This is a genomic window from Pseudomonas sp. G34, assembly GCF_031119625.1.
GTDB lineage: Bacteria > Pseudomonadota > Gammaproteobacteria > Pseudomonadales > Pseudomonadaceae > Aquipseudomonas.
In genome coordinates this window covers 79,069-98,432 of sequence record NZ_JAVHZV010000010.1, presented here as the reverse complement: position 1 = coordinate 98,432, position 19,364 = coordinate 79,069, and the positions used below count along the sequence as shown (strand labels likewise).

The window sequence follows — 19,364 nt, the reverse complement described above, 5'->3', positions numbered from 1 at the left end:
CTTAGAACAGTTTGTGCACGAAGCTGAGCACGAACTTGTTGCCCTCGGTGCGGTTCTCGGCGTCCTGCTCGAAATAGCTGTTGGCGGTGAGGATGTTCTCCTTGGAGAACCCATAGGTGAAGCCCGGGCCGATGGCCCAGACCTGCTCGCGGCGGCCGCTGACATCGCGGCCGTCGACCTGGGTATCACTGATCTGCTTGAGCCAGTAACCGGTCAGGCCGACGCTCAGTTTGTCGTTGAGCGCGTACTGGGTGGCGAAATTGGCGTGCAGCGCCTGGCCGGCCTGGGTGCTCGACACATCGCCGAACGCCGCTGACGGGTCACGGTTCTTGGCGTTCCACAGGTACCAGAAGCGGCCGCTGACCGACCACCTGGGGGTGAACCAGTAGGTGGCCGCGTAGTAGGGGTTGAACGACCAGAAGTTGCTGCCCGGGTTGACCGACTTGTCACGGTCGTAGGCGCCGGTCGGCAGGATCACCTCGGCCTCGAGGCGCTGGGCGAACAGCGGTGAGCCGTCGGCGCGGGTGGTCAGCGGCGATTGCAGGAACGCGCCCAGCACCAGGTCTCCCAGGCCTTCACGTGAGCTGAGCACGCTGTTGTCGAGGCCGTCGTCTACCTCGGCATGGGCCAGCCAGGGCAGGATCACCGTGGCGCCGGGCATCCAGCCGTTGGCCAGCGGCTGGCCCAGGTGGATGTACTGGGTGACCGGCGCGAAGGTCTCGATCTCCTGCCTGGGGAGCGGCAGCTTGTCGCCGCGCTGGTCGTTGAAGCGCGAAGCCTTGCCGTAGATCAGGTACTCGACCACGTAGTCGCCCGGTCCGCCGGGCAGCGGCGCGCCGTCGTAGAAGCTGGTGGAGCCCAGGTTGACGGAAGGCAGGTCATAGGCCTGGGCGGTGCCCGCCAGGGCAGCCAGGCCGAGGCTCAGCGCCGAGAGGCGTGATGCGTGCATGGTGATGATCCTTGTCTTGTTGTTTTCGTAGATCGCTGCGCCGCGTTGGCGCGACTCACACGTAGCTGGCGGCCAGCCCGCCATCGACCGGGATGTTGGCGCCACACACCCAGCGCGCCGCATCCGAGCAGAGGAACAGCACCACCGCGGCCACCTCGTCGGCCAGGGCCGGGCGCTTCATGTGGCGGCCGTCGCGTTCCAGGCGCTCGTCACTGAGCATCTGCACGAAGTCGCCGAGAATCGGCGTGAACACCGGGCCGGGGGCCACGCAGTTGAGACGCACGTCGTGCTCGCGGAACCAGGGCGAGGCGTTCTGGTACGACCAGACGATCAGCGCCTCCTTGAAGTACTGGTAGCAGGTGGCCTGTTCCACCGGGTTGGCGGCCAGCCAGGCGCTGCCGGCCGCGAAGCCCGCCGTGGCGGCCAGGGCCTTGTGCGCGGCGAGGCGTTGCGGCCATTCGGCGCCGAGGATCGAGGCGGCGTTGACGATGCAGCCGCCGGCCAGGCGCGGCAGCAGGCCTTCGCTGAGGTGGCGCAGGCCCAGGTAGTTGACGCGGCTGACCAGGTCGGCGGGTGCCGTGCCGGGCACGCCGGCGATGTTGCACAGACCGTCGATGCGCTCGGGCAGGCGGGCGATCACCTGGTCGATACTCGCCGGGTCGCCCAGGTCCACCGGGTGGTAGGCGTGCACGCTGATCTGCGGTTCGTTGCGGTCCAGGGCGATCACCCGCGCGCCTGCGAGGCGGGCCAGGCGGGCGACTTCCGCGCCGATACCCGAGGCGGCGCCGGTCACGATCAGGGTCTTGTCTTGCAGGTTCAGGTTCATGGTGGATCCTCTTGTTCTTGTCGTGAGCCAATCGGCTGAAGCCTCAGAAGGGGTATTGCGGCGGCGTGTCCTTGACCGTCACCCACTGCCACTGGGTGAACTCGTCCCAGTTGGCCGGGCCGCTCATGCTGCCGCCGTTGCCGGAATTGCCACGGCCGCCGAACGGGTTGACGCCGTCGTCGTTCACCGTCTGGTCGTTGATGTGCAGCATGCCGGCGCGCAGCCGCGCGCCGACCGCCATGGCGCGGCCCACCGAGCGGGAGATCACCGCCGCGGCGAGGCCGTACTCGCTGCGGTTGGCCAGCTCGATGGCCTGCTCGTCGCTGGCGAAACTGGCCACGCAGGCGACCGGGCCGAACATCTCGGTGTCGAAGGCCGGCATGCCCGGTTTGAGGTGGCTGAGCACGGTGGGCTGGTAGAACAGCCCCTCGTACTGACCGCCGGTGTGCAGGCGCGCGCCGGCCACTACGCTGTCGAGCACCAGTTGGTGGGTGCGTACCAGCTGGTTCTCGTTGATCATCGGGCCGAGCTCGACGTCGCCGCCGGCCGGGTCACCCAGACGCAGGCGCCGGGTACGCTCGACCAGCCCCTCGACGAAGCGCTCATGCAGCGACTCGTGCACCAGGATCAGCCCGCTGGCCATGCAGATCTGCCCCTGGTGCAGAAAGGCGCCCCAGCTGGCGCAGCTCAGGGCACGCTCCAGGTCGGCGTCGTCGAGGACGATCAGCGGGTTCTTGCCGCCCAGCTCCAGGGCGACCTTCTTCAGGTGCCGGCCAGCGGTTTCCGCCACCTTGCGGCCGGCGGCGGTGGAGCCGGTGAAGGCAATCATCCGCACGTGCGGGTCGCTGCACAGCGCCGCACCGGCGTCGGCGCCACCGGGCAACACGTGCAGCACGCCCTTGGGCAGACCGGCCAGTTCGAACAGGCGGGCGATCAGGAAACCGCCAGCGATCGGCGTTTGTGGGTCGGGCTTGAGCACCACCGCGTTGCCGGCCGCCAGGGCCGGGGCCACGGCGCGGATCGACAGGATCAGCGGGAAGTTGAACGGTGAGATCACCCCCACCACGCCGTGGGGCAGGCGCCGCGCGTAGGACAGCGTGCCGGTATTGCTCGGCAGCACCAGGCCATGGGGCTGCATCACCTGGCCGGCGGCGAGCTGCAGGAACAGCACCGCTTCACGTACTTCATGCTGGGCCTTGGGCAGGATGCCGCCGGTCTCCCGGGCGATGAACAGCGCGCATTCCTCGGCCTGGGCCTGCAGCAGGCCGGCGGCGCGCAGGAAGATTTCCGCGCGCTGGCGCGGCGCCACCGCCTCCCAGGCCGGTTGCTGGGCGGCGGCTGCGGCGGTAGCCAGGGCGACATCCTCGGCACGGGCCTGGCCGGTGGTGGCCAGGCACGCACCGGTGGCCGGCTCGCTGACCGCGTTGCGCCCGCCTGCCAGTGGCGGGCGCCAGGTGCCGGAAAACAGCCTGGCATGCCACACCTGTTCATCCAGCAAGGCAGCGTTCGATTCTGATCGAGACATGGTGTCTCCTTGGAGTATTGTTGTTTTCAGTGATGTGCCAGTGGCACTGATGGTTATCGCAAGGAGCGTGCCCGGCCACCCAGCGGGCCCCGGTCATGCGCAGAATTCATAACAATTTCAATAATCTGGATGCAGTCATCAGAGTGAAGCGGTTGCCCAGGCGTGAATTTCAGGCGCTCGCGCTTGAGCAAATGATCAAATCGCCTGTGCTTACGTCTTGCCGACATGATGATTTGCGCAAGCAAGGAGCCGCCCATGGTCGACCCCCGTCGCATTTCCCTGGATGCCCTGCAGGCCATCGAAACGTCCCATTACCGCGGCGCCAGCGATGCGCTGGACTGGGAGAGTGCCCCAACGCTGCAAGACCTCACCGAATGCCTGTTCTTCTCCCCGGGTGACGGGCGCATCTGGCTCAACGACCAGCGCATGGTGTTGCTGCATTGCGAGGCGCTGGGCGCACTGCGCCGCGAGTTGATCGACAGCCTCGGCCTGGAGCGCGCCCGCGGCCTGCTGACCCGTGCGGGTTATCTCTCCGGCGCCCGCGATGCGCGCCTGGTGCAGCAGCGCTGGGCGGATGCCGAGCCAGCCTCGATCTTCGCCGCCGGCATCCGCCTGCACGGCCTGGAAGGCATGGTCAAGGTCGAGCCGCTGCACTTCGAATTCGATGTCGACCGCGGCCACTACGACGGCGAGTTCCTCTGGCACCACGCCCACGAGGACGACGAGCACATCGCCGCCTACGGCATCGGCAACGACCCGGCCTGCTGGATGGAGCTGGGCTACGCCATCGGCTACGTGAGCGGGCTGTTCGGCCGCCTGGTGGTGTTTCGCGAGGTGGAGTGCCGCGCCATGGGCCATCAGGTGTGCCGCGTGCTGGGCAAGACCGCCGAGCTGTGGGGCGATGTGAGCGAGGACCTGCGCTACCTGAACGCCTCGGCCGAGGAGGGCGAACACCGCCGCGTGGAACGGGCGCCCTATCAGCCGCTGCCGCCCAGCGCCGGGGAAGCCGACGAGGGCCGCATGATCGGCGCTTCGGCCGCCTTCAGCGCGGCATTCCAGTCGCTGCAGCGGGTGGCGCGTACACCGGCCACGGTGCTGTTCGGCGGCGAGTCCGGAGTCGGCAAGGAACTGTTCGCCAGCAACCTGCACCGGATGAGCGAGCGCCGCGACGGGCCGTTCGTGGCCCTCAACTGCGCGGCCATCGCCGAAAGCCTGATCGAGGCCGAACTGTTCGGCGTCGAACGCGGCGCCTACACCGGCGCCAGCCATTCGCGGCCCGGGCGCTTCGAGCGCGCCCAGGGCGGCACGCTGTTTCTCGACGAAGTCGCCTGCCTCAGCCTGCCGGGGCAGGGCAAGCTGCTGCGCGCCCTGCAGGAGCGCGAGATCGAGCGGGTCGGCGGTACCTCGGTGATCAACGTCGACGTACGGGTGATCGCCGCCACCAACGTCGACCTGCGCGCGGCGGTGCGCCGTGGTGAGTTTCGCGAGGACCTGTACTACCGCCTCAACGTCTACCCGATCCTTATCCCGCCGCTGCGCGAGCGGCGCGACGACATCCCGCTGCTGGTGGATTTCTTCATGCGCCGTTATTGCGAGCGCTACGGGCGCACACCGGTCGGCCTGACCATGCGTGGCCTCAAGGCGCTGCTCAACTACAGCTTTCCCGGCAATATCCGCGAACTGCAGAACCTGATCGAACGCGGCGTGATCGCCAGCAACGAAGGCGCGCCCATCGACCTCAATCACCTGTTCCGCGACGAGGAACTGCCCGCCGAGTTCTATTCGCTGCTGCAGCAGGGGCGCCTGGTGCAGCATCAGGAGCAGCCTGGCGAAGTTGACCTGCTGACGCGGCTCGGCTGCCCCGACCTGCCCGACGCCAGCCTGTCGCTGGAGGCCGTGGAAAACCAGTTGCTGGAACAGGCGCTGCAACGCAGCGCCGGCAACCTCGCTGCCGCAGCCCGGCTGCTGGGGTTGAGCCGGGCGCAGTTCGCCTATCGGCTCAAGCGCGCGCGGGGGAGCTGAGCGCGTTCGCGGGCATGGACCAGGCGCCCCCGCCCGCTACCACGCGTCGGATGGCTCCCACACATTTTGTGGGAGCTCGCCATGCGCGCGAAAGGAGAGCGAGCACTACACTGGCACCACTGAATCAACATGGAGGTCGATTCATGCTGTTGTCATCCATACCAGGCTATCGCGCCCTGCGCAGAGGCCGCGCCTCTTGCCCCGGGGCGGCCTATCTGATCACCACCATCACCCGTGAGCGCGCGCCGGTGTTCAGGCATTTCCCTGCGGGCTGTGCCGCCGCCCGCTGCTTCGAAAATCCAATGCTTCTGCGCGATAGCAGCATGTTGGCCTGGGTGCTGATGCCGGATCATGCGCACTGGCTGATCCAGCTGGGCGAGGTGGACAGCCTGGCTGCGCTGGTCAATCGGCTGAAGTCGTCGAGCAGTCGAATGGCGGGGAAATGCGCGGGTACTGAGAGCAGCATCTGGCTGGCAGGCTTCCACGACCATGGGCTGCGTGCCGAGGAGGATTTGCTGGGGGTGGCGCGTTATATCGTGGCCAATCCGCTGAGGGCTGGATTGGTCAGGCGGGTGGGTGACTATCCGTTCTGGAATGCGGTCTGGCTTTAGGGGCGAGCCGACTGCTGAATTTTTCGCGGGCATGGCACGCTCCCACAGGATTTGTGTTCGACACCGAATTGAAGGCGCCCAGAAGTCCCTTGGTGGGAGCGGGCCATGCCCGCGAAGGGGTATACCAAGCACCGCAGAAACTCACTGACAGCACGCGATAGGCCATTCACCTCAAGCCGGCGCTTCCTCCCGCTGCTCTTCCGACGGCTCCTCGATCCGATACCAGGCCACATACAGCGCCGGCAGGAACAGCAGGGTCAGCAGGGTGGCGCTGAAGATGCCGCCGATCATGGCGTAGGCCATCGGCCCCCAGAACACTTCGCGGGCGATGGGGATCATGCCCAGGCTGGCGGCGGCAGCGGTCAGCAGGATCGGCCGGCGGCGGTGGTGGGTGGCGTCGATCACCGCTTGCCAGGGCGAGTCGCCAGCGCGTTCGAACTCGTCGATCTGGGTCACCAGGATCACCGAGTTGCGGATGATGATGCCGATCAGTGCCAGCACGCCGAGAATCGCCACGAAACCCAGCGGCGTGCCGGTCGGCACCAGGGCCAGCACCACGCCGATCAGGCCCAGCGGCGCCACGCTGAACACCAGGAAGGTCTTGGCCACACTGTGCAGCTGGATCATCAGGAAGGTGGCCATCAGGAACAGCATCAGCGGCAGCACGCTGGCGATCGGCCCCTGGGCCTTGCCGCTTTCCTCCACGGTGCCGCCGGTGGCGACGCTGTAGCCGCCCGGCAGCCCGTCGGAGAACTTCTGGATATCCGGCGCCAGGTTGGCGACCAGGTCGGTGGGCTGGATATCGCTGACCACCGCGGCCTTGAGGGTGATGGTCGGCTTGCGGTCGCGGCGCCATACCAGCGGCTGCTCCAGTTCGTAACCAACGGTGGCGAAGGCGCGCAGCGGAATGGCCACGCCGTTGGGGTTGACGATCTGCAGGTTCTCCAGGGTTTGCGGCGAGCTGCGTTCGCTGTCTTCGGCGCGGCCGATGACGTCGATCAGGTAGATGTCATCTTTCACCTGGGTGACCGTGGTGCCGCTGACGATGCCGTTGAGCAGGTTGGCGACGTCTTCGGACGACAGCCCGAACTGGCGTGCCTTGTCCTGCGCCACGTCGATGCGCAGCACCTTGCCGGGCTCGTTCCAGTCGTAAACCATTTCGCCGATGTCCGGGTTCTTGTCCAGCAGGGTGGCCAGTTCCAGGGCGTGCTTGCGCACCTGGTCGACATCTGCGCCGCTGATCCGGTACTGGATTGGCCGGCCGACCGGCGGGCCCATCTCCAGCGGCTGCACGAAGCTGCCGATGCCGACGAAGTCTTCGCGCAGGCGCTTGTTGAGCTTGGCCACCAGGCGATCGCGGGCGTCGATGTCCTTGGCGACGATCACCAGCTGGGCATAGAAGGGGTTCTGCAGTTGCTGGTCGAGCGGCAGGTAGAAGCGCAGGGCGCCCTGGCCGATGTAGGTGCTCCAGCGGGCGATGTCGTCGTCGCCCTGCAGGCTGGCTTCGAGGCGATCGACCTGGGCGCGGGTCTCGTTGATCGAGGCGTTCTGCGGCAGGTTGAGGTCGACGAGAATTTCCGGGCGGTCCGAGGCCGGGAAGAACTGGCTTTGCACCATCGTCATGCCGGCCAGGGAGGCGGCGAACAGGGCGATGGTCAGGCCGATGGTCCACCAGCGGTGCCGCATGGCCAGCAGCAGGCCGCTGTCGAAGGCGCGGGCGATGCGGCCCGGGCCTTTTTCCTTGGCCTGCAGGCGCTTGGGCAGGATGTGCACGGCGATCACCGGGGCGAACACCACGGCCACCAGCCAGGACAGCAGCAGCGCCACGGCGATCACCGCGAACAGGGTGAAGGTGTACTCGCCCGCCGAGCTGGAGTTGAGGCCGATGGGCACGAAGCCGGCCACCGTCACCAGGGTGCCGGTGAGCATCGGGAAGGCCGTGGAGGTGTAGGCGAAGGTACCGGCGTCGTGCAGCGAGTCACCTTTCTCCAGGCGCGTGACCATCACTTCGACGGTGATCATCGCGTCGTCGACCATCAGCCCGAGGGCGATGATCAGCGCGCCCAGGGAGATACGCTGCATGGTGATGCCGCTGTATTCCATGAACATGAACACCATGGCCAGCACCAGCGGGATCGAGCAGGCGACCACCAGGCCGGCGCGAATGCCGAGGCTGACGAAGCTCACCAGCATGACGATCAGCACCGCCTCGAACAGCGCGCGGGTGAAGCCGCTGACGGCTTCTTCCACCACTTCGGCCTGGTCGGACACCACGTGCACGCCAACGCCCACCGGCAGCTCGGCAGTCAGTTGGTCCATGCGCCCGTGCAGGGCCTTGCCGAAGGTCTGGATATTGCCGCCGTCGCGCATGGCGATGGCCAGGCCGATGGCCGGCTTGCCGTTGTAGCGGAACAGCGCCTGGGGCGGGTCGACGTAGCCGCGGGTGATTTCGGCGATATCGGTCAGCCGGTAGAAGCGGTCGTCGAGGCGCAGGTTGACGTTGCGCAGGTCGGCTTCGGAGGCGAACTGGCCGCTGGTGCGCACGGAAATCCGCTCCGGCCCGGCCTCGATCACCCCGGAGGGCGTCACCGCGTTCTGCGCCTGCAGGCTCTGGATTACCTGGCGCTGGTCGATGCCCAGGGCGGCCAGTTTGCGGGTCGAGAAGTTGAGGTAGAACACCTCGTTCTGCTGGCCGACCATCTGCACCTTGCCCAGATCCGGCACGCTGCGGATCTCGGCGCGCACCTGCTCCACGTAGTCGCGCAACTGGCGCATGCTCAGGCCGTCGCCGGTGAAGGCGTAGATCGAGCCGAACACATCGCCGAATTCATCGTTGAACGAGGGGCCCTGCAAGCCCTGGGGAAACTCGCCGCGGATGTCGTCGATCTTCTTGCGCACCTGGTACCAGATGCCGTCGATTTCATCGGCCTTGGTGGTGTCGCGCAGGAACACCATCACCGTTGATTCGCCGGGGCGCGTGTAGCTCTTCACGTAGTCCAGCGAGTCCAGTTCCTCGAGCTTCTTCTCGATGCGGTCGGTGACCTGGCTGAGGGTTTCGTCGACCGTGGCGCCGGGCCAGCGGGTCTGGATGACCATGGTCTTGATGGTGAACGCCGGGTCTTCCTCGCGGCCCAGGTTCATGTAGGAAATCACGCCCATCAGCAGCGACACGAACATCAGGTACCAGACGAACGACTGGTGGCGCAGCGCCCAGTCCGAGAGGTTGAAGCCGTTCTTGCGCGGCGCCTGCTGGGTCATGGTGCGACGCCCTCATCGATGCGGATCTGCTGGCCGTCCTTGAGTTCGCTCAGGCCGGCGCTGACTACCTTGTCGCCGGCCGACAGGCCCTCGACGCTGATCTGTTCGCCGTCGCGGCCGACCACCTGCACGCGGCGCGGGTGTACGGTCTTGGCCTGGGTGTCGATCACCCACACGCGGCTCTGGCCGTCGACTTCCTGCACGGCGGCGGCCGGCAGCAGGCTGCGCGGCTTCTGCGCGCGGGTCAGGCTGATGGCCACGGCGGTGCCCAGGCGCAGGCCGGGCGGCGTGTCTTCCAGGGTCAGGCGGGCGCGGCGGGTACGGGTGGCGGCATCGGCGCGCGGCGCCAGTTCGCGCAGCCGACCACGGGTGGCGATGCTCGGGTCGAGCTGCGAGGCGACGTTGAACTGCACCTGATCATCCAGGCCGTCAGCCAGCTCCACGGGCAGGTCGAACACTGCTTCGCGCACGTCTGGGCGGGCCAGGGTGACCACCTCCTGGCCGGCGCCGACCACCTGGCCGGCCTCCACGTGCCAGGCGGTGACCACCGCATCGAAATCGCTGCTCAGGGTGCCGTAGGCGAGCCGGTCGCGGGCCTGGCGGGTGGCCGCTTCGGCCTGTTCGCGGTTGCTGCGGGCGTTGCTCAGTTCGGTCTGCGCCTGTTCCAGGTTGGCCTTGGCACCGACGCCACGGTCGAACAGTTGCTGCTGGCGGCGGGCATTGGCCTGGGCGTTGATCCACTGCGCTTCGCTGCGCGCCTGGTCGCTTTCGCTGGCACGCAGGGCGTTCTGCTGGTCGGTGGGGTCGAGGGTCGCCAGGGTGGTGCCGGCCTTCACTTCGGCCCCGGCATCCACCAGGCGGCGGGCGACCCGGCCGCCGACACGAAAGCCCAGGGTGCTCTGCACCCGTGCCTCGATGGTGCCGGCGAAGCGGCCGAGAATCTGCTGGTTCTGCTGCTGCACCTCGGTGTAGAGCACCGGGCGGATTGGTTCGGGTTTTTCGTCCTCGGCGCAGCCGCTCAGCAGGGCGACGAGCAGCACGAACGGGATAGCCCGGTTCATGGCTGCTGCTCCTGCGTGTGCTTCTGCTCACGGGCCTCGGCGATTTCCACCTTCTGGCCCGGGTGCAGCAACTGCCCGCCGGCCACCACCACGCGGTCGCCATCTTCCAGGCCGGCGCGAATGATCACCTTGTCGGTCAGGTAACGGCCCACCTGCACGGGGTGCAGCTGCACGCTGTCATCGTCAGCGAGGCGCCACACCGCCGGCTCGCTTTCCGCTTTGGTCAGCGCTGACCAGGGCAGCTCGACGCTGCGCAGCGCCGGGTTGCGGACATGGGCGCTGACGGTGGAACCCAGGGTCATTGCCGCCGGCACCTGCTCAAGGCCGACTTTCACCTGCACGGTGCCGCTTTGCGCCGAGACCTGCGGGTTGACCTCACGCACCGTACCCCTGGCGCTCACCTCGGGGTTGTTCAGCAGGCTGACCTGTAGCTGTTGGCCAGGCTCGACCAGCAGCGCTTCGAAGACGTTGAACACCGCATCGCGCTCGCCCTCGCGGGCCAGGCCGAAGATCGGCGTGGCGGCCTGCACCACCTGGCCGACCTCGGCCTGGCGCGCGGTGATCACCCCGTCGCTTTCGGCGCGCAGTTCGGTATAGCCGGCCTGCTCGCGGGCGTCGGCGAGTTGCGCCTGGGCCGCTGCCAGGCTGTTGCGCGCGCTGCGGTCGCTGGCCAGGGCACTGTCGTATTCGCTGCGGCTGGTGTAGCCCTTGGGCAGCAGCTGCTGCTGGCGCCACAGGTTGGCGGCGCTGAGCTTGACCTGGGCCTGGGCGGCCTCGACCGCGGCTTCGGCGGAACGCACCGCGTTGCGCTGGTCCTGCGGGTCGAGGCGCGCCAGCACCTGGTCGGCCTTCACCGTATCGCCGACATCCACCAGCCGCTCGGTGATCTTGCCGCCGACGCGAAACGACAGGTCGGTCTGTACCCGCGCCTGGATATCACCGGTGATGGTGGCGTCTGCCGCGTAATCGACCTGGCTGACCGTGGCCACCTTGACCCGCGGGTTCTTCGGCGCGGGGGGTGGCTCATCGGCGCAGCCAGCGAGCAGCGCGAAAGCCAGCAAGGCCACGGCAAGGCGAGGCAGAGCAGAGGTCGATACGGGCGGCATGCGGGCTCCGGCACGGCAGGGGTGCAAAGGTGTGTGCAGATGCGACCGCGCCAGGCGACGAACGGTTCAGGCTACTCGCGCGACGAGCGAGGCTTGTGTTGAGCGGGAGAATCCTAATACTGTATTTATATACAGTTATCGAGCCTGCATCATGAACCCGACTTCAGCGCCGCGTGGCCGCGGCACCGCCAGCAAACCGCACAATCGCTTCGCGCCCACCAGCAGCGAGGCCGAGGACGACGGCTGGTATCAGGAACAGACGCCGCTGACCTTCGTCACCGAGGTGCGCCACGAGCGGGCGAAGACGGTGATCAGCCGCAACAGCTCGCCGGACGTCGGCTTCGACCGCTCGGTGAACCCCTATCGCGGCTGCGAGCACGGCTGCATCTACTGCTTCGCGCGGCCCAGCCACGCCTACTGGGACCTGTCGCCGGGCATCGATTTCGAGACCAAACTAATCGCCAAGACCAACCTGGCCGAGCGCCTCGAGGAGCAGCTGAGCAAGCCGGGCTATGTGCCGGCGCCGATCGCCCTGGGCATCAATACCGATGGCTACCAGCCCATCGAGCGCGAGCACCAGCTGACCCGCCAGGCCCTGGAGATCCTGCTGCGCTATCGCCATCCGGTGAGCATCATCACCAAGAGCGCGCTGATCCTGCGTGATCTCGACCTGCTCGAAGAGCTGGCCAGCCGCAACCTGGTCAGCGTGGCGTTCAGCGTCACCACTCTGGATGACGAGCTCAAACGCATCATGGAGCCGCGCACCGCCGCGCCCAAGGCCCGGTTGCGGGCGATGAAAACCCTGCACGAGCACGGCGTGCCGGTTGGCCTGATGGCCGCGCCGATGATCCCGATGATCAACGACATGGAGCTCGAGCGCCTGCTCGAAGCCGGCCGCGATGCCGGGGCCAGTTCGGCCGGCTATGTGCTGCTGCGCCTGCCCCTGGAGATTGCCGATCTGTTCGAGGAGTGGCTGCAGAGCCATTTCCCCGACCGCGCCGAGCACGTGATGAGCCTGATCCGCCAGTCCCGTGGCGGGCAGAACTATGACAGCCGTTTTGGCGCACGGATGAAGGGCGAGGGCCACTTCGCCGAGCTGCTGGCCCAGCGCTTTCGCCTGGCGCGGCGGCGCTACGGCTACGATGGCAGCAAACGGGCCATCCTCGACTGCTCGCAGTTCGCGCCCCCCGGCCAGCAGATGGGGCTGTTCTGACGGCTGCGTCGTTGTTGCAATTCCCGGGTGTCGCTGCGCTCGACCCAGGCTACGGGTATGGTGGAGGGCGGCGCTGGGTAGCCTGGCGTTGAGCGAAGCGATACCCAGGGCGCGATGCCCGAACTCCACCGTTACACCCCGTGAGCGGATATTTGTTGCCCAGACGTGTCTTGAATCATCCTGGCACAGTCCAAGCCTTCGACCCCTTGTCGGTAACCCTGCCGACTGGGAAGCTTCTGCACTGTCTTAGGCTTCGCTCCCATCCGTAAACGAGGTAACACTATGCCTGGTAATCATCGCCCTACTGATGGCAAGTCCGATAAGAACGCGGCATCGGCCGCCGAAGCGCTGGATCACCTGGTCGATGGCTTCCTGCGCTTTCGTCAGGATGTGTTCCCGCAGCAGCAGGCGCTGTTCAAGAAGCTGGCCCACGCCCAGTCGCCACGCGCCATGTTCATCACCTGCGCCGACTCGCGCATCGTCCCCGAGCTGATCACCCAGAGCGAGCCGGGCGACCTGTTCGTGACCCGCAACGTCGGCAACGTGGTGCCGCCCTATGGCCAGATGAACGGTGGCGTGTCCACCGCCATCGAATACGCCGTGGCGGCATTGGGCGTGCAGCACATCATCGTCTGCGGCCACTCCGACTGCGGCGCGATGAAAGCCGTGCTCGACCCGGCAACCCTGGAGCGCATGCCCACGGTAAAGGCCTGGTTGCGCCACGCTGAAGTCGCCAAGACCGTGGTCGCCGACAACTGCGGCTGCGCCGACCACACCACCCTCGGTGTGCTCACCGAAGAAAACGTGGTGGCCCAGCTCGACCACCTGCGTACCCACCCGTCGGTGGCTTCGCGCCTGGCAGCCGGCCAGCTGTTCATCCATGGCTGGGTGTACGACATCGAAAGCTGCCAGATCAAGGCCTACGATGCCGAGACCGGTGAGTTCCGCCAGATCGGTGACGGCCCGCTGCCCATGGCCACACCGCGCGCGCGTTATCCACAGGGCTGATCCTGCGGCGTTTTGTCCTGCGAATTGTGGGAATCGCGGGCATGGCCCGCTCCCACAAAAGCAGATTTGTAGTCGTAGCATGGGTGCAACCCATCACCACGTTGATGGGTTGCACCTACGCGGCCCGGCCCATCGGACTGCGCTCAACCAGCGAACTCGCTGGACTGTGCTAGGGTCTTTAGTCGGTCGGTTGGCCTGCGTTTGAAGCGCGGCCAACCGGCAATCACCGACAAGAACAAGACGATGCCGCCCAGCCATGTCCCGAACGCAGAGAACGCTCGACCCCTCCTATGAGTTGATGGATGACCACGAAGGTCATTCGCTGATCTATCGCCAGCACGGCTTCCCCAGCCCGCTGGTGCGTTGGCATTTCCACAAGGAGTACGAGTTGCACCTGATCGTCGCCAGTGCCGGCAAGGTGTTCATCGGCGACTACATCGGCAACTTCTCTCCCGACACCCTGTTTCTCACCGGCCCCAACCTGCCGCACAACTGGATCAGCCAGATGGCGCCGGGCGAGGCGGTGGCCGAGCGCGACATGCTGGTCAACTTCACCGACGAGGTGCTGGAAAGCGGCACCGCGGTATTCGCCGAGCTCAAGGATCTGCAGCCGCTGCTGGCCCGCGCCCAGTACGGCATCGAGTTCCGTTGCCCGCATACCATCGCCGAGGCGCGCCAGCTGCTGCAGCGCATCGCCGATTCCCAGGGCATGACCCGCCTGGGGCATTTCTTCATCCTCATGGAGCTGCTGGCCGGCTGCGAGTCGTACCAGCTGCTCTCCGACCGTACCGCTGCGCAGCTGGCCGACGAGCACCATGTCGACCGCATCAACCGCGCCGTGGACTACATCTTCCAGCGCTATGCCCAGGAGCTGAGCCAGGAAGAAGTGGCCGAGTACCTGGGCATGACGCCCACCTACTTCTCGCGCTTCTTCAAGCAGGCCACCGGGCGCGGCTTCGTCGAATTCGTCAATCGCCTGCGGGTGAGCAAATCCTGCGAGCTGCTGACCCAGAGCGACAAGCCGGTGACCGAGGTGTGTTTCGAGTCCGGCTTCAACAACATCTCCAACTTCAACCGGCGTTTCCAGCAGCTCAAGGGCATGACCCCCAGCGGCTACCGACGGCTGGTCACCCAGCGCATCACGGCGCAAAACCTGTACTGATTGCGTTGCCGCAAATCCCCCTGTGAATGCCGGAAGCGCCGATCTTGACGCTTGCGCCGTTATCGCGGCGCGCTATGGCGCGGCCTGTTCAGTGCAAAAAAGTATCGGTTGCAGTGCAGTCGAGGCGTTGTTTGCGTCCAGGCGTAGGGGTGTAATCCGGGTCGGCCCACAAAAACAATAATGTCTCCCGCGGCTCACGGGGCCAGGGAGAGGAGTTCAAGACCATGAACCATACGCTCAAAGTATTCGTAGCCGCTTCCTGCCTGTCCCTCACCGTCGGCGCCCAGGCCGCCGAGACCGTGACCATCGCCACGGTCAACAACAGCGACATGATTCGCATGCAGCGCCTGGCCAAGACCTTCGAAGAACAGCACCCGGACATCAAGCTCAAGTGGGTGGTGCTCGAAGAGAACGTGCTGCGCCAGCGCCTGACCACCGACATCGCCACCCAGGGCGGCCAGTTCGACGTGCTGACCATCGGCATGTACGAAGCGGCGCTGTGGGGCGAGAAGGGCTGGCTGGAGCCGATGAAGGACCTGCCCGCCGATTACGCCCTCGATGACGTGTTCCCCTCCGTGCGTGAAGGCCTGTCGGCCAACGGCCAGCTCTACGCGCTGCCGTTCTACGCCGAAGCCTCGATCACCTATTACCGCAAGGACCTGTTCGAGCAGGCCGGGCTGAAGATGCCCGAGCAGCCGACCTGGGAGCAGATGGCCGAGTTCGCCGGCAAGCTGCACCACCCCGACAAGGGCCAGTACGGCATCTGCCTGCGCGGCAAGGCCGGCTGGGGCGAGAACATGGCGCTGATCACCACCGTGGCCAATGCCTACGGCGCGCGCTGGTTCGATGAGCAATGGAAGCCGGAATTCACCGGCAGCGAGTGGAAGAACGCGCTGAATTTCTACGTCGACACCATGAACAAGTACGGCCCACCCGGCGCCTCCAGCAACGGCTTCAACGAGAACCTGGCGCTGTTCAACAGCGGCAAGTGCGCGATGTGGGTGGATGCCAGCGTGGCCGGCTCCTTCGTCACCGACAAGTCGCAGAGCAAGGTGGCCGATTCGGTGGGCTTCACCTTCGCGCCGACCCAGGTCACCGACAAGGGCGCCTCGTGGCTGTATTCCTGGGCACTGGCAATCCCCACCAGCTCCAAGTCCAAGGACGCCGCCAAGACCTTCAGCGCCTGGGCCACCTCCAAGGCCTACGGTGAGCTGGTCGCCGAGAAGGATGGCGTCGCCAACGTGCCGCCAGGCACCCGCGCCTCGACCTACAGCGATGCCTACATGCAGGCCGCGCCGTTCGCCAAGGTGACCCTCGACTCGCTGAAGAAGGCCGACCCGGCCAACCCCAGCGCCAAACCGGTGCCATACGTGGGCATCCAGCTGGTGACCATTCCCGAGTTCCAGGCCATCGGCACCAGCGTCGGCAAGCTGTTCGCAGCCGCGCTGACCGGGCAGATGAAGCCGGAGCAGGCGCTGCAGGCTGCCCAGCAGAGCACCGAACGGGAAATGAAGCGCGCCGGCTACCCGAAGTAGCCATCTTGCGGTCCCGTAGGGTGGACAACGCGAAGCTTGTCCACCGCTCTATGTCGCCACTGGTGGACAAAAAGAGCGTTGTCCACCCTACGTCTGATATGTATTCCCACGCGGACGGTTCGACGCCTCGACGTGGGAACGATCAAAAGGGTCGTTCGCCGTAGAACTGTCTTTCGGAGACACGATGAACACAATCGAAAACCCTGCAGAGCAGGCCCACGAGGCCCCGCCGCGTAAATCGCGACGCCTGGCGCCCGGCTGGTTTCTGGTCAGCCCCTCGGTGGTTCTGCTGCTGATCTGGATGATCGTGCCCCTGGGCATGACCATCTATTTCTCGCTGATCCGCTACAACCTGCTGTACCCCGGCGAGAACGATTTCGTCGGCCTGGAGAACTTCGAGTACTTCGTCACCGACGCCGCGTTCCTGTCCGGCGCCGGCAACACCTTGCTGCTGGTCGGCAGCGTGCTGCTGATCAGCGTGGTGTTCGGCGTGCTGATCTCCGCACTGCTGGAGGCCAGCGAGTTTTTCGGCCGCGGCATCGTGCGGGTGCTGCTGATTTCGCCGTTCTTCATCATGCCCACGGTCAGCGCCTTGCTGTGGAAGAACCTGATCTTCCACCCGGTATCGGGAATTCTCGCCGCGGTGTGGCAGTTCTTCGGCGCCCAGCCGGTGGACTGGCTGGCCCACCACCCGCTGTTCTCGATCATCCTCATCGTGTCCTGGCAGTGGCTGCCGTTCGCCATCCTGATCCTGATGACCGCCATGCAGTCGCTGGATCAGGAGCAGAAGGAAGCCGCACGCCTCGACGGTGCCGGCCCGCTGGCGATCTTCTGGCACCTGACCCTGCCGCACCTGGCGCGGCCGATCGCGGTGGTGGTGATGATCGAAACCATCTTCCTGCTTTCGGTGTTCGCCGAGATCTACACCACCACCAGCGGCGGCCCCGGTTACGAGTCGACCAACCTGGCCTACCTGATCTACACCCAGGCGCTGCTGCAGTTCGACGTGGGCATGGCCTCCGCCGGCGGGCTGATCGCCGTGGTCATCGCCAACATTGCCGCCATCGTGCTGATCCGCATGATCGGCAAGAACCTGACCGACAAACAGTGAGGGCGCCGAGATGCTGACACTCAAACAGTCCCGTCGCCTGCAGAGCGTGCTGGTCGGCACGCTGGCCTGGGCCGTGGCCGCGCTGATCTTCTTCCCGATCTTCTGGATGGTGCTGACCAGCCTGAAGACCGAGCTGGATGCCTTCGCCACGCCGCCGCAGTTCATCTTCACGCCGACCCTGGAGAACTACCTGCACATCAACGAGCGCAGCGACTACTTCGCCTACGCCTGGAACTCGGTGCTGATCTCCTTCTCGGCAACCCTCCTGTGCATGCTCATCGCGGTGCCGGCGGCCTACTCGATGGCGTTCTTCGAGACCAAGCGCACCAAGGGCACGCTGCTGTGGATGCTGTCCACCAAGATGTTGCCGCCGGTGGGCGTGCTGGTGCCGATCTACCTGCTGGCCAAGCAGTTCGGCCTGCTCGACTCGCGCATCGCGCTGATCGTCATCTACACCCTGATCAACCTGCCGATCGTGGTGTGGATGGTGTACACCTACTTCAAGGACATCCCCGGCGAGATCCTCGAAGCGGCGCGCCTGGATGGCGCCACCACCTGGCAGGAAATCGTCCGCGTGCTGCTGCCCATCGCCCGTGGCGGCCTGGCCTCGACCATGCTGCTGTCGCTGATCCTGTGCTGGAACGAGGCGTTCTGGTCGCTCAACCTGACCAGCTCCGCCGCCGCGCCGCTGACCGCGCTGGTGGCGTCCTACTCCAGTCCCGAAGGCCTGTTCTGGGCCAAGCTTTCCGCCGTTTCGACCCTCGCCTGCGCGCCCATTCTGATCTTCGGCTGGATCAGCCAGAAGCAGCTGGTGCGTGGCCTGTCGTTCGGCGCTGTGAAATAACAAGAAGGATCAAGAGCCATGGCTGATTTGAAAATCCGCAACCTGCAGAAAGGCTTCGACGGCACGGCGATCATCAAGGGCATCGACCTGGATATCGAAAACCGCGAGTTCGTGGTGTTCGTTGGCCCGTCCGGCTGTGGCAAGTCCACGCTGCTGCGCCTGATCGCCGGGCTGGAGGAAGTCTCCAGCGGCACCATCACCCTCGATGGCGTCGATATCACCGACACCGCGCCGGCCAGGCGCGACCTGGCGATGGTCTTTCAGACCTACGCCCTGTACCCGCACATGACGGTGCGCAAGAACCTGTCCTTCGCCCTCGACCTGGCGCGGGTCGGCAAGGGGGAGGTCGAGGAGAAGGTCGCCAACGCCGCGCGCATTCTCGAGCTGGGTGCTTTGCTGGAGCGCAAGCCCAAGCAGCTCTCCGGTGGCCAGCGCCAGCGCGTGGCCATTGGCCGCGCCATCGTGCGCAACCCGAAGATCTTCCTGTTCGACGAACCGCTGTCCAACCTCGACGCCGCCCTGCGCGTGCAGACCCGCCTGGAACTGGCGCGCCTGCACAAGGAGCTCAAGGCGACGATGATCTACGTGACCCACGATCAGGTCGAGGCCATGACCCTGGCCGACAAGGTGGTGGTGCTCAATGGCGGCCGCGTCGAGCAGGTCGGCTCGCCGCTGGAACTCTACAACCACCCGGTCAACCTGTTTGTCGCCGGCTTTCTCGGCACGCCGAAGATGGGCTTCCTGCGTGGCCAGGTGGAGGGCGTGGACAGCGGCCGCTGCCAGTTGCGCCTGAGCTGCGGCGCCGCCCTGGACCTGCCGCTGGCCGCCACCGGCCTGCGCAACGGCGACCTGATCACCCTCGGCATCCGCCCCGAACACCTCAACGTGGTGCCGGCCGGGCAGGGCCGCCTGCAGGCCACCGCCGATGTCAGCGAGCGCCTGGGCAGCGACACCTTCTGCCACGTGCGCGTGGGCGAGGAGGACCTCACCGTGCGGGTGCGCGGCGACTTCTCGCCGGCCTACGGCGAAGCCCTGGCGCTGGATTTCGACCCGGCCCACTGCCATGTCTTCAACGCCGATGGCCTGGCCATCGACAAACGCATCCAGGCCGGCCAGGCCGCCTGACGCGCAGG

Annotated in this window: 15 protein-coding genes; 9 read left to right on the top strand and 6 right to left on the bottom strand. The window is 66.3% G+C overall.

Features of this window, described 5'->3' with window-relative positions:
- Position 1: 1 nt before the first annotated feature.
- From QYS36_RS08310 to QYS36_RS08300, 3 genes are read right to left on the bottom strand one after another with little or no spacing between them, the layout of a single operon-like run.
- Positions 2 to 949, bottom strand: coding sequence for a transporter (locus QYS36_RS08310; RefSeq protein ID WP_308839029.1), 948 nt, complete (start codon positions 947 to 949; stop codon positions 2 to 4).
- A gap of 55 nt (positions 950 to 1,004) precedes the next feature.
- Positions 1,005 to 1,769 (bottom strand): coniferyl-alcohol dehydrogenase, encoded by a 765-nt coding sequence (locus tag QYS36_RS08305; protein ID WP_308839261.1) that lies wholly within the window; start codon positions 1,767 to 1,769, stop codon positions 1,005 to 1,007.
- A gap of 49 nt (positions 1,770 to 1,818) precedes the next feature.
- Positions 1,819 to 3,300, bottom strand: a complete 1,482-nt coding sequence (locus tag QYS36_RS08300) for a benzaldehyde dehydrogenase (protein WP_308839028.1) — start codon at positions 3,298 to 3,300, stop codon at positions 1,819 to 1,821.
- 255 nt (positions 3,301 to 3,555) lie between these two features.
- On the opposite strand from QYS36_RS08300, the gene QYS36_RS08295 reads away from it, so the two are divergent.
- Positions 3,556 to 5,322, top strand: coding sequence for a sigma 54-interacting transcriptional regulator (locus QYS36_RS08295; protein WP_308839027.1), 1,767 nt, complete (start codon positions 3,556 to 3,558; stop codon positions 5,320 to 5,322).
- A 143-nt stretch (positions 5,323 to 5,465) separates the two neighbouring features.
- On the top strand, positions 5,466 to 5,933 hold the full coding sequence (locus tag QYS36_RS08290) for a transposase (RefSeq protein ID WP_308839026.1): 468 nt from the start codon (positions 5,466 to 5,468) through the stop codon (positions 5,931 to 5,933).
- A 171-nt stretch (positions 5,934 to 6,104) separates the two neighbouring features.
- On the opposite strand, the gene QYS36_RS08285 is transcribed toward QYS36_RS08290, so the two are convergent.
- Genes QYS36_RS08285 through QYS36_RS08275 form a run of 3 tightly spaced genes read right to left on the bottom strand, consistent with a single transcriptional unit; the run spans position 6,105 to position 11,358 of the window.
- Entirely contained in the window at positions 6,105 to 9,191 is a 3,087-nt protein-coding gene (locus QYS36_RS08285; RefSeq protein ID WP_308839025.1) for an efflux RND transporter permease subunit, read from the bottom strand.
- Positions 9,188 to 10,252, bottom strand: a complete 1,065-nt coding sequence (locus QYS36_RS08280) for an efflux RND transporter periplasmic adaptor subunit (protein ID WP_308839024.1) — start codon at positions 10,250 to 10,252, stop codon at positions 9,188 to 9,190. Before QYS36_RS08280 ends, QYS36_RS08285 begins: the two co-directional genes overlap by 4 nt.
- On the bottom strand, positions 10,249 to 11,358 hold the full coding sequence (locus tag QYS36_RS08275) for an efflux RND transporter periplasmic adaptor subunit (protein ID WP_308839023.1): 1,110 nt from the start codon (positions 11,356 to 11,358) through the stop codon (positions 10,249 to 10,251). Before QYS36_RS08275 ends, QYS36_RS08280 begins: the two co-directional genes overlap by 4 nt.
- Positions 11,359 to 11,509: 151 nt before the next feature.
- On the opposite strand from QYS36_RS08275, the gene QYS36_RS08270 reads away from it, so the two are divergent.
- The 7 genes from QYS36_RS08270 (at position 11,510) to QYS36_RS08240 (ending at position 19,356) form a co-directional block, all read left to right on the top strand.
- On the top strand, positions 11,510 to 12,571 hold the full coding sequence (locus QYS36_RS08270) for a PA0069 family radical SAM protein (RefSeq protein WP_308839022.1): 1,062 nt from the start codon (positions 11,510 to 11,512) through the stop codon (positions 12,569 to 12,571).
- 282 nt (positions 12,572 to 12,853) lie between these two features.
- On the top strand, positions 12,854 to 13,579 hold the full coding sequence (locus QYS36_RS08265) for a carbonic anhydrase (RefSeq protein ID WP_308839021.1): 726 nt from the start codon (positions 12,854 to 12,856) through the stop codon (positions 13,577 to 13,579).
- A 256-nt stretch (positions 13,580 to 13,835) separates the two neighbouring features.
- On the top strand, positions 13,836 to 14,741 hold the full coding sequence (locus QYS36_RS08260) for an AraC family transcriptional regulator (RefSeq protein WP_308839020.1): 906 nt from the start codon (positions 13,836 to 13,838) through the stop codon (positions 14,739 to 14,741).
- 224 nt (positions 14,742 to 14,965) lie between these two features.
- A complete protein-coding gene (locus QYS36_RS08255; RefSeq protein ID WP_308839019.1) occupies positions 14,966 to 16,276 on the top strand; it encodes a sugar ABC transporter substrate-binding protein in 1,311 nt (436 codons plus the stop codon).
- A gap of 184 nt (positions 16,277 to 16,460) precedes the next feature.
- Entirely contained in the window at positions 16,461 to 17,387 is a 927-nt protein-coding gene (locus QYS36_RS08250) for a carbohydrate ABC transporter permease (protein ID WP_230125371.1), read from the top strand.
- Positions 17,388 to 17,397: 10 nt separating this feature from the next.
- Positions 17,398 to 18,231 (top strand): carbohydrate ABC transporter permease, encoded by an 834-nt coding sequence (locus QYS36_RS08245; protein ID WP_027908524.1) that lies wholly within the window; start codon positions 17,398 to 17,400, stop codon positions 18,229 to 18,231.
- An 18-nt stretch (positions 18,232 to 18,249) separates the two neighbouring features.
- Positions 18,250 to 19,356, top strand: a complete 1,107-nt coding sequence (locus QYS36_RS08240) for a sn-glycerol-3-phosphate ABC transporter ATP-binding protein UgpC (RefSeq protein WP_308839018.1) — start codon at positions 18,250 to 18,252, stop codon at positions 19,354 to 19,356.
- Positions 19,357 to 19,364 lie beyond the last annotated feature (8 nt).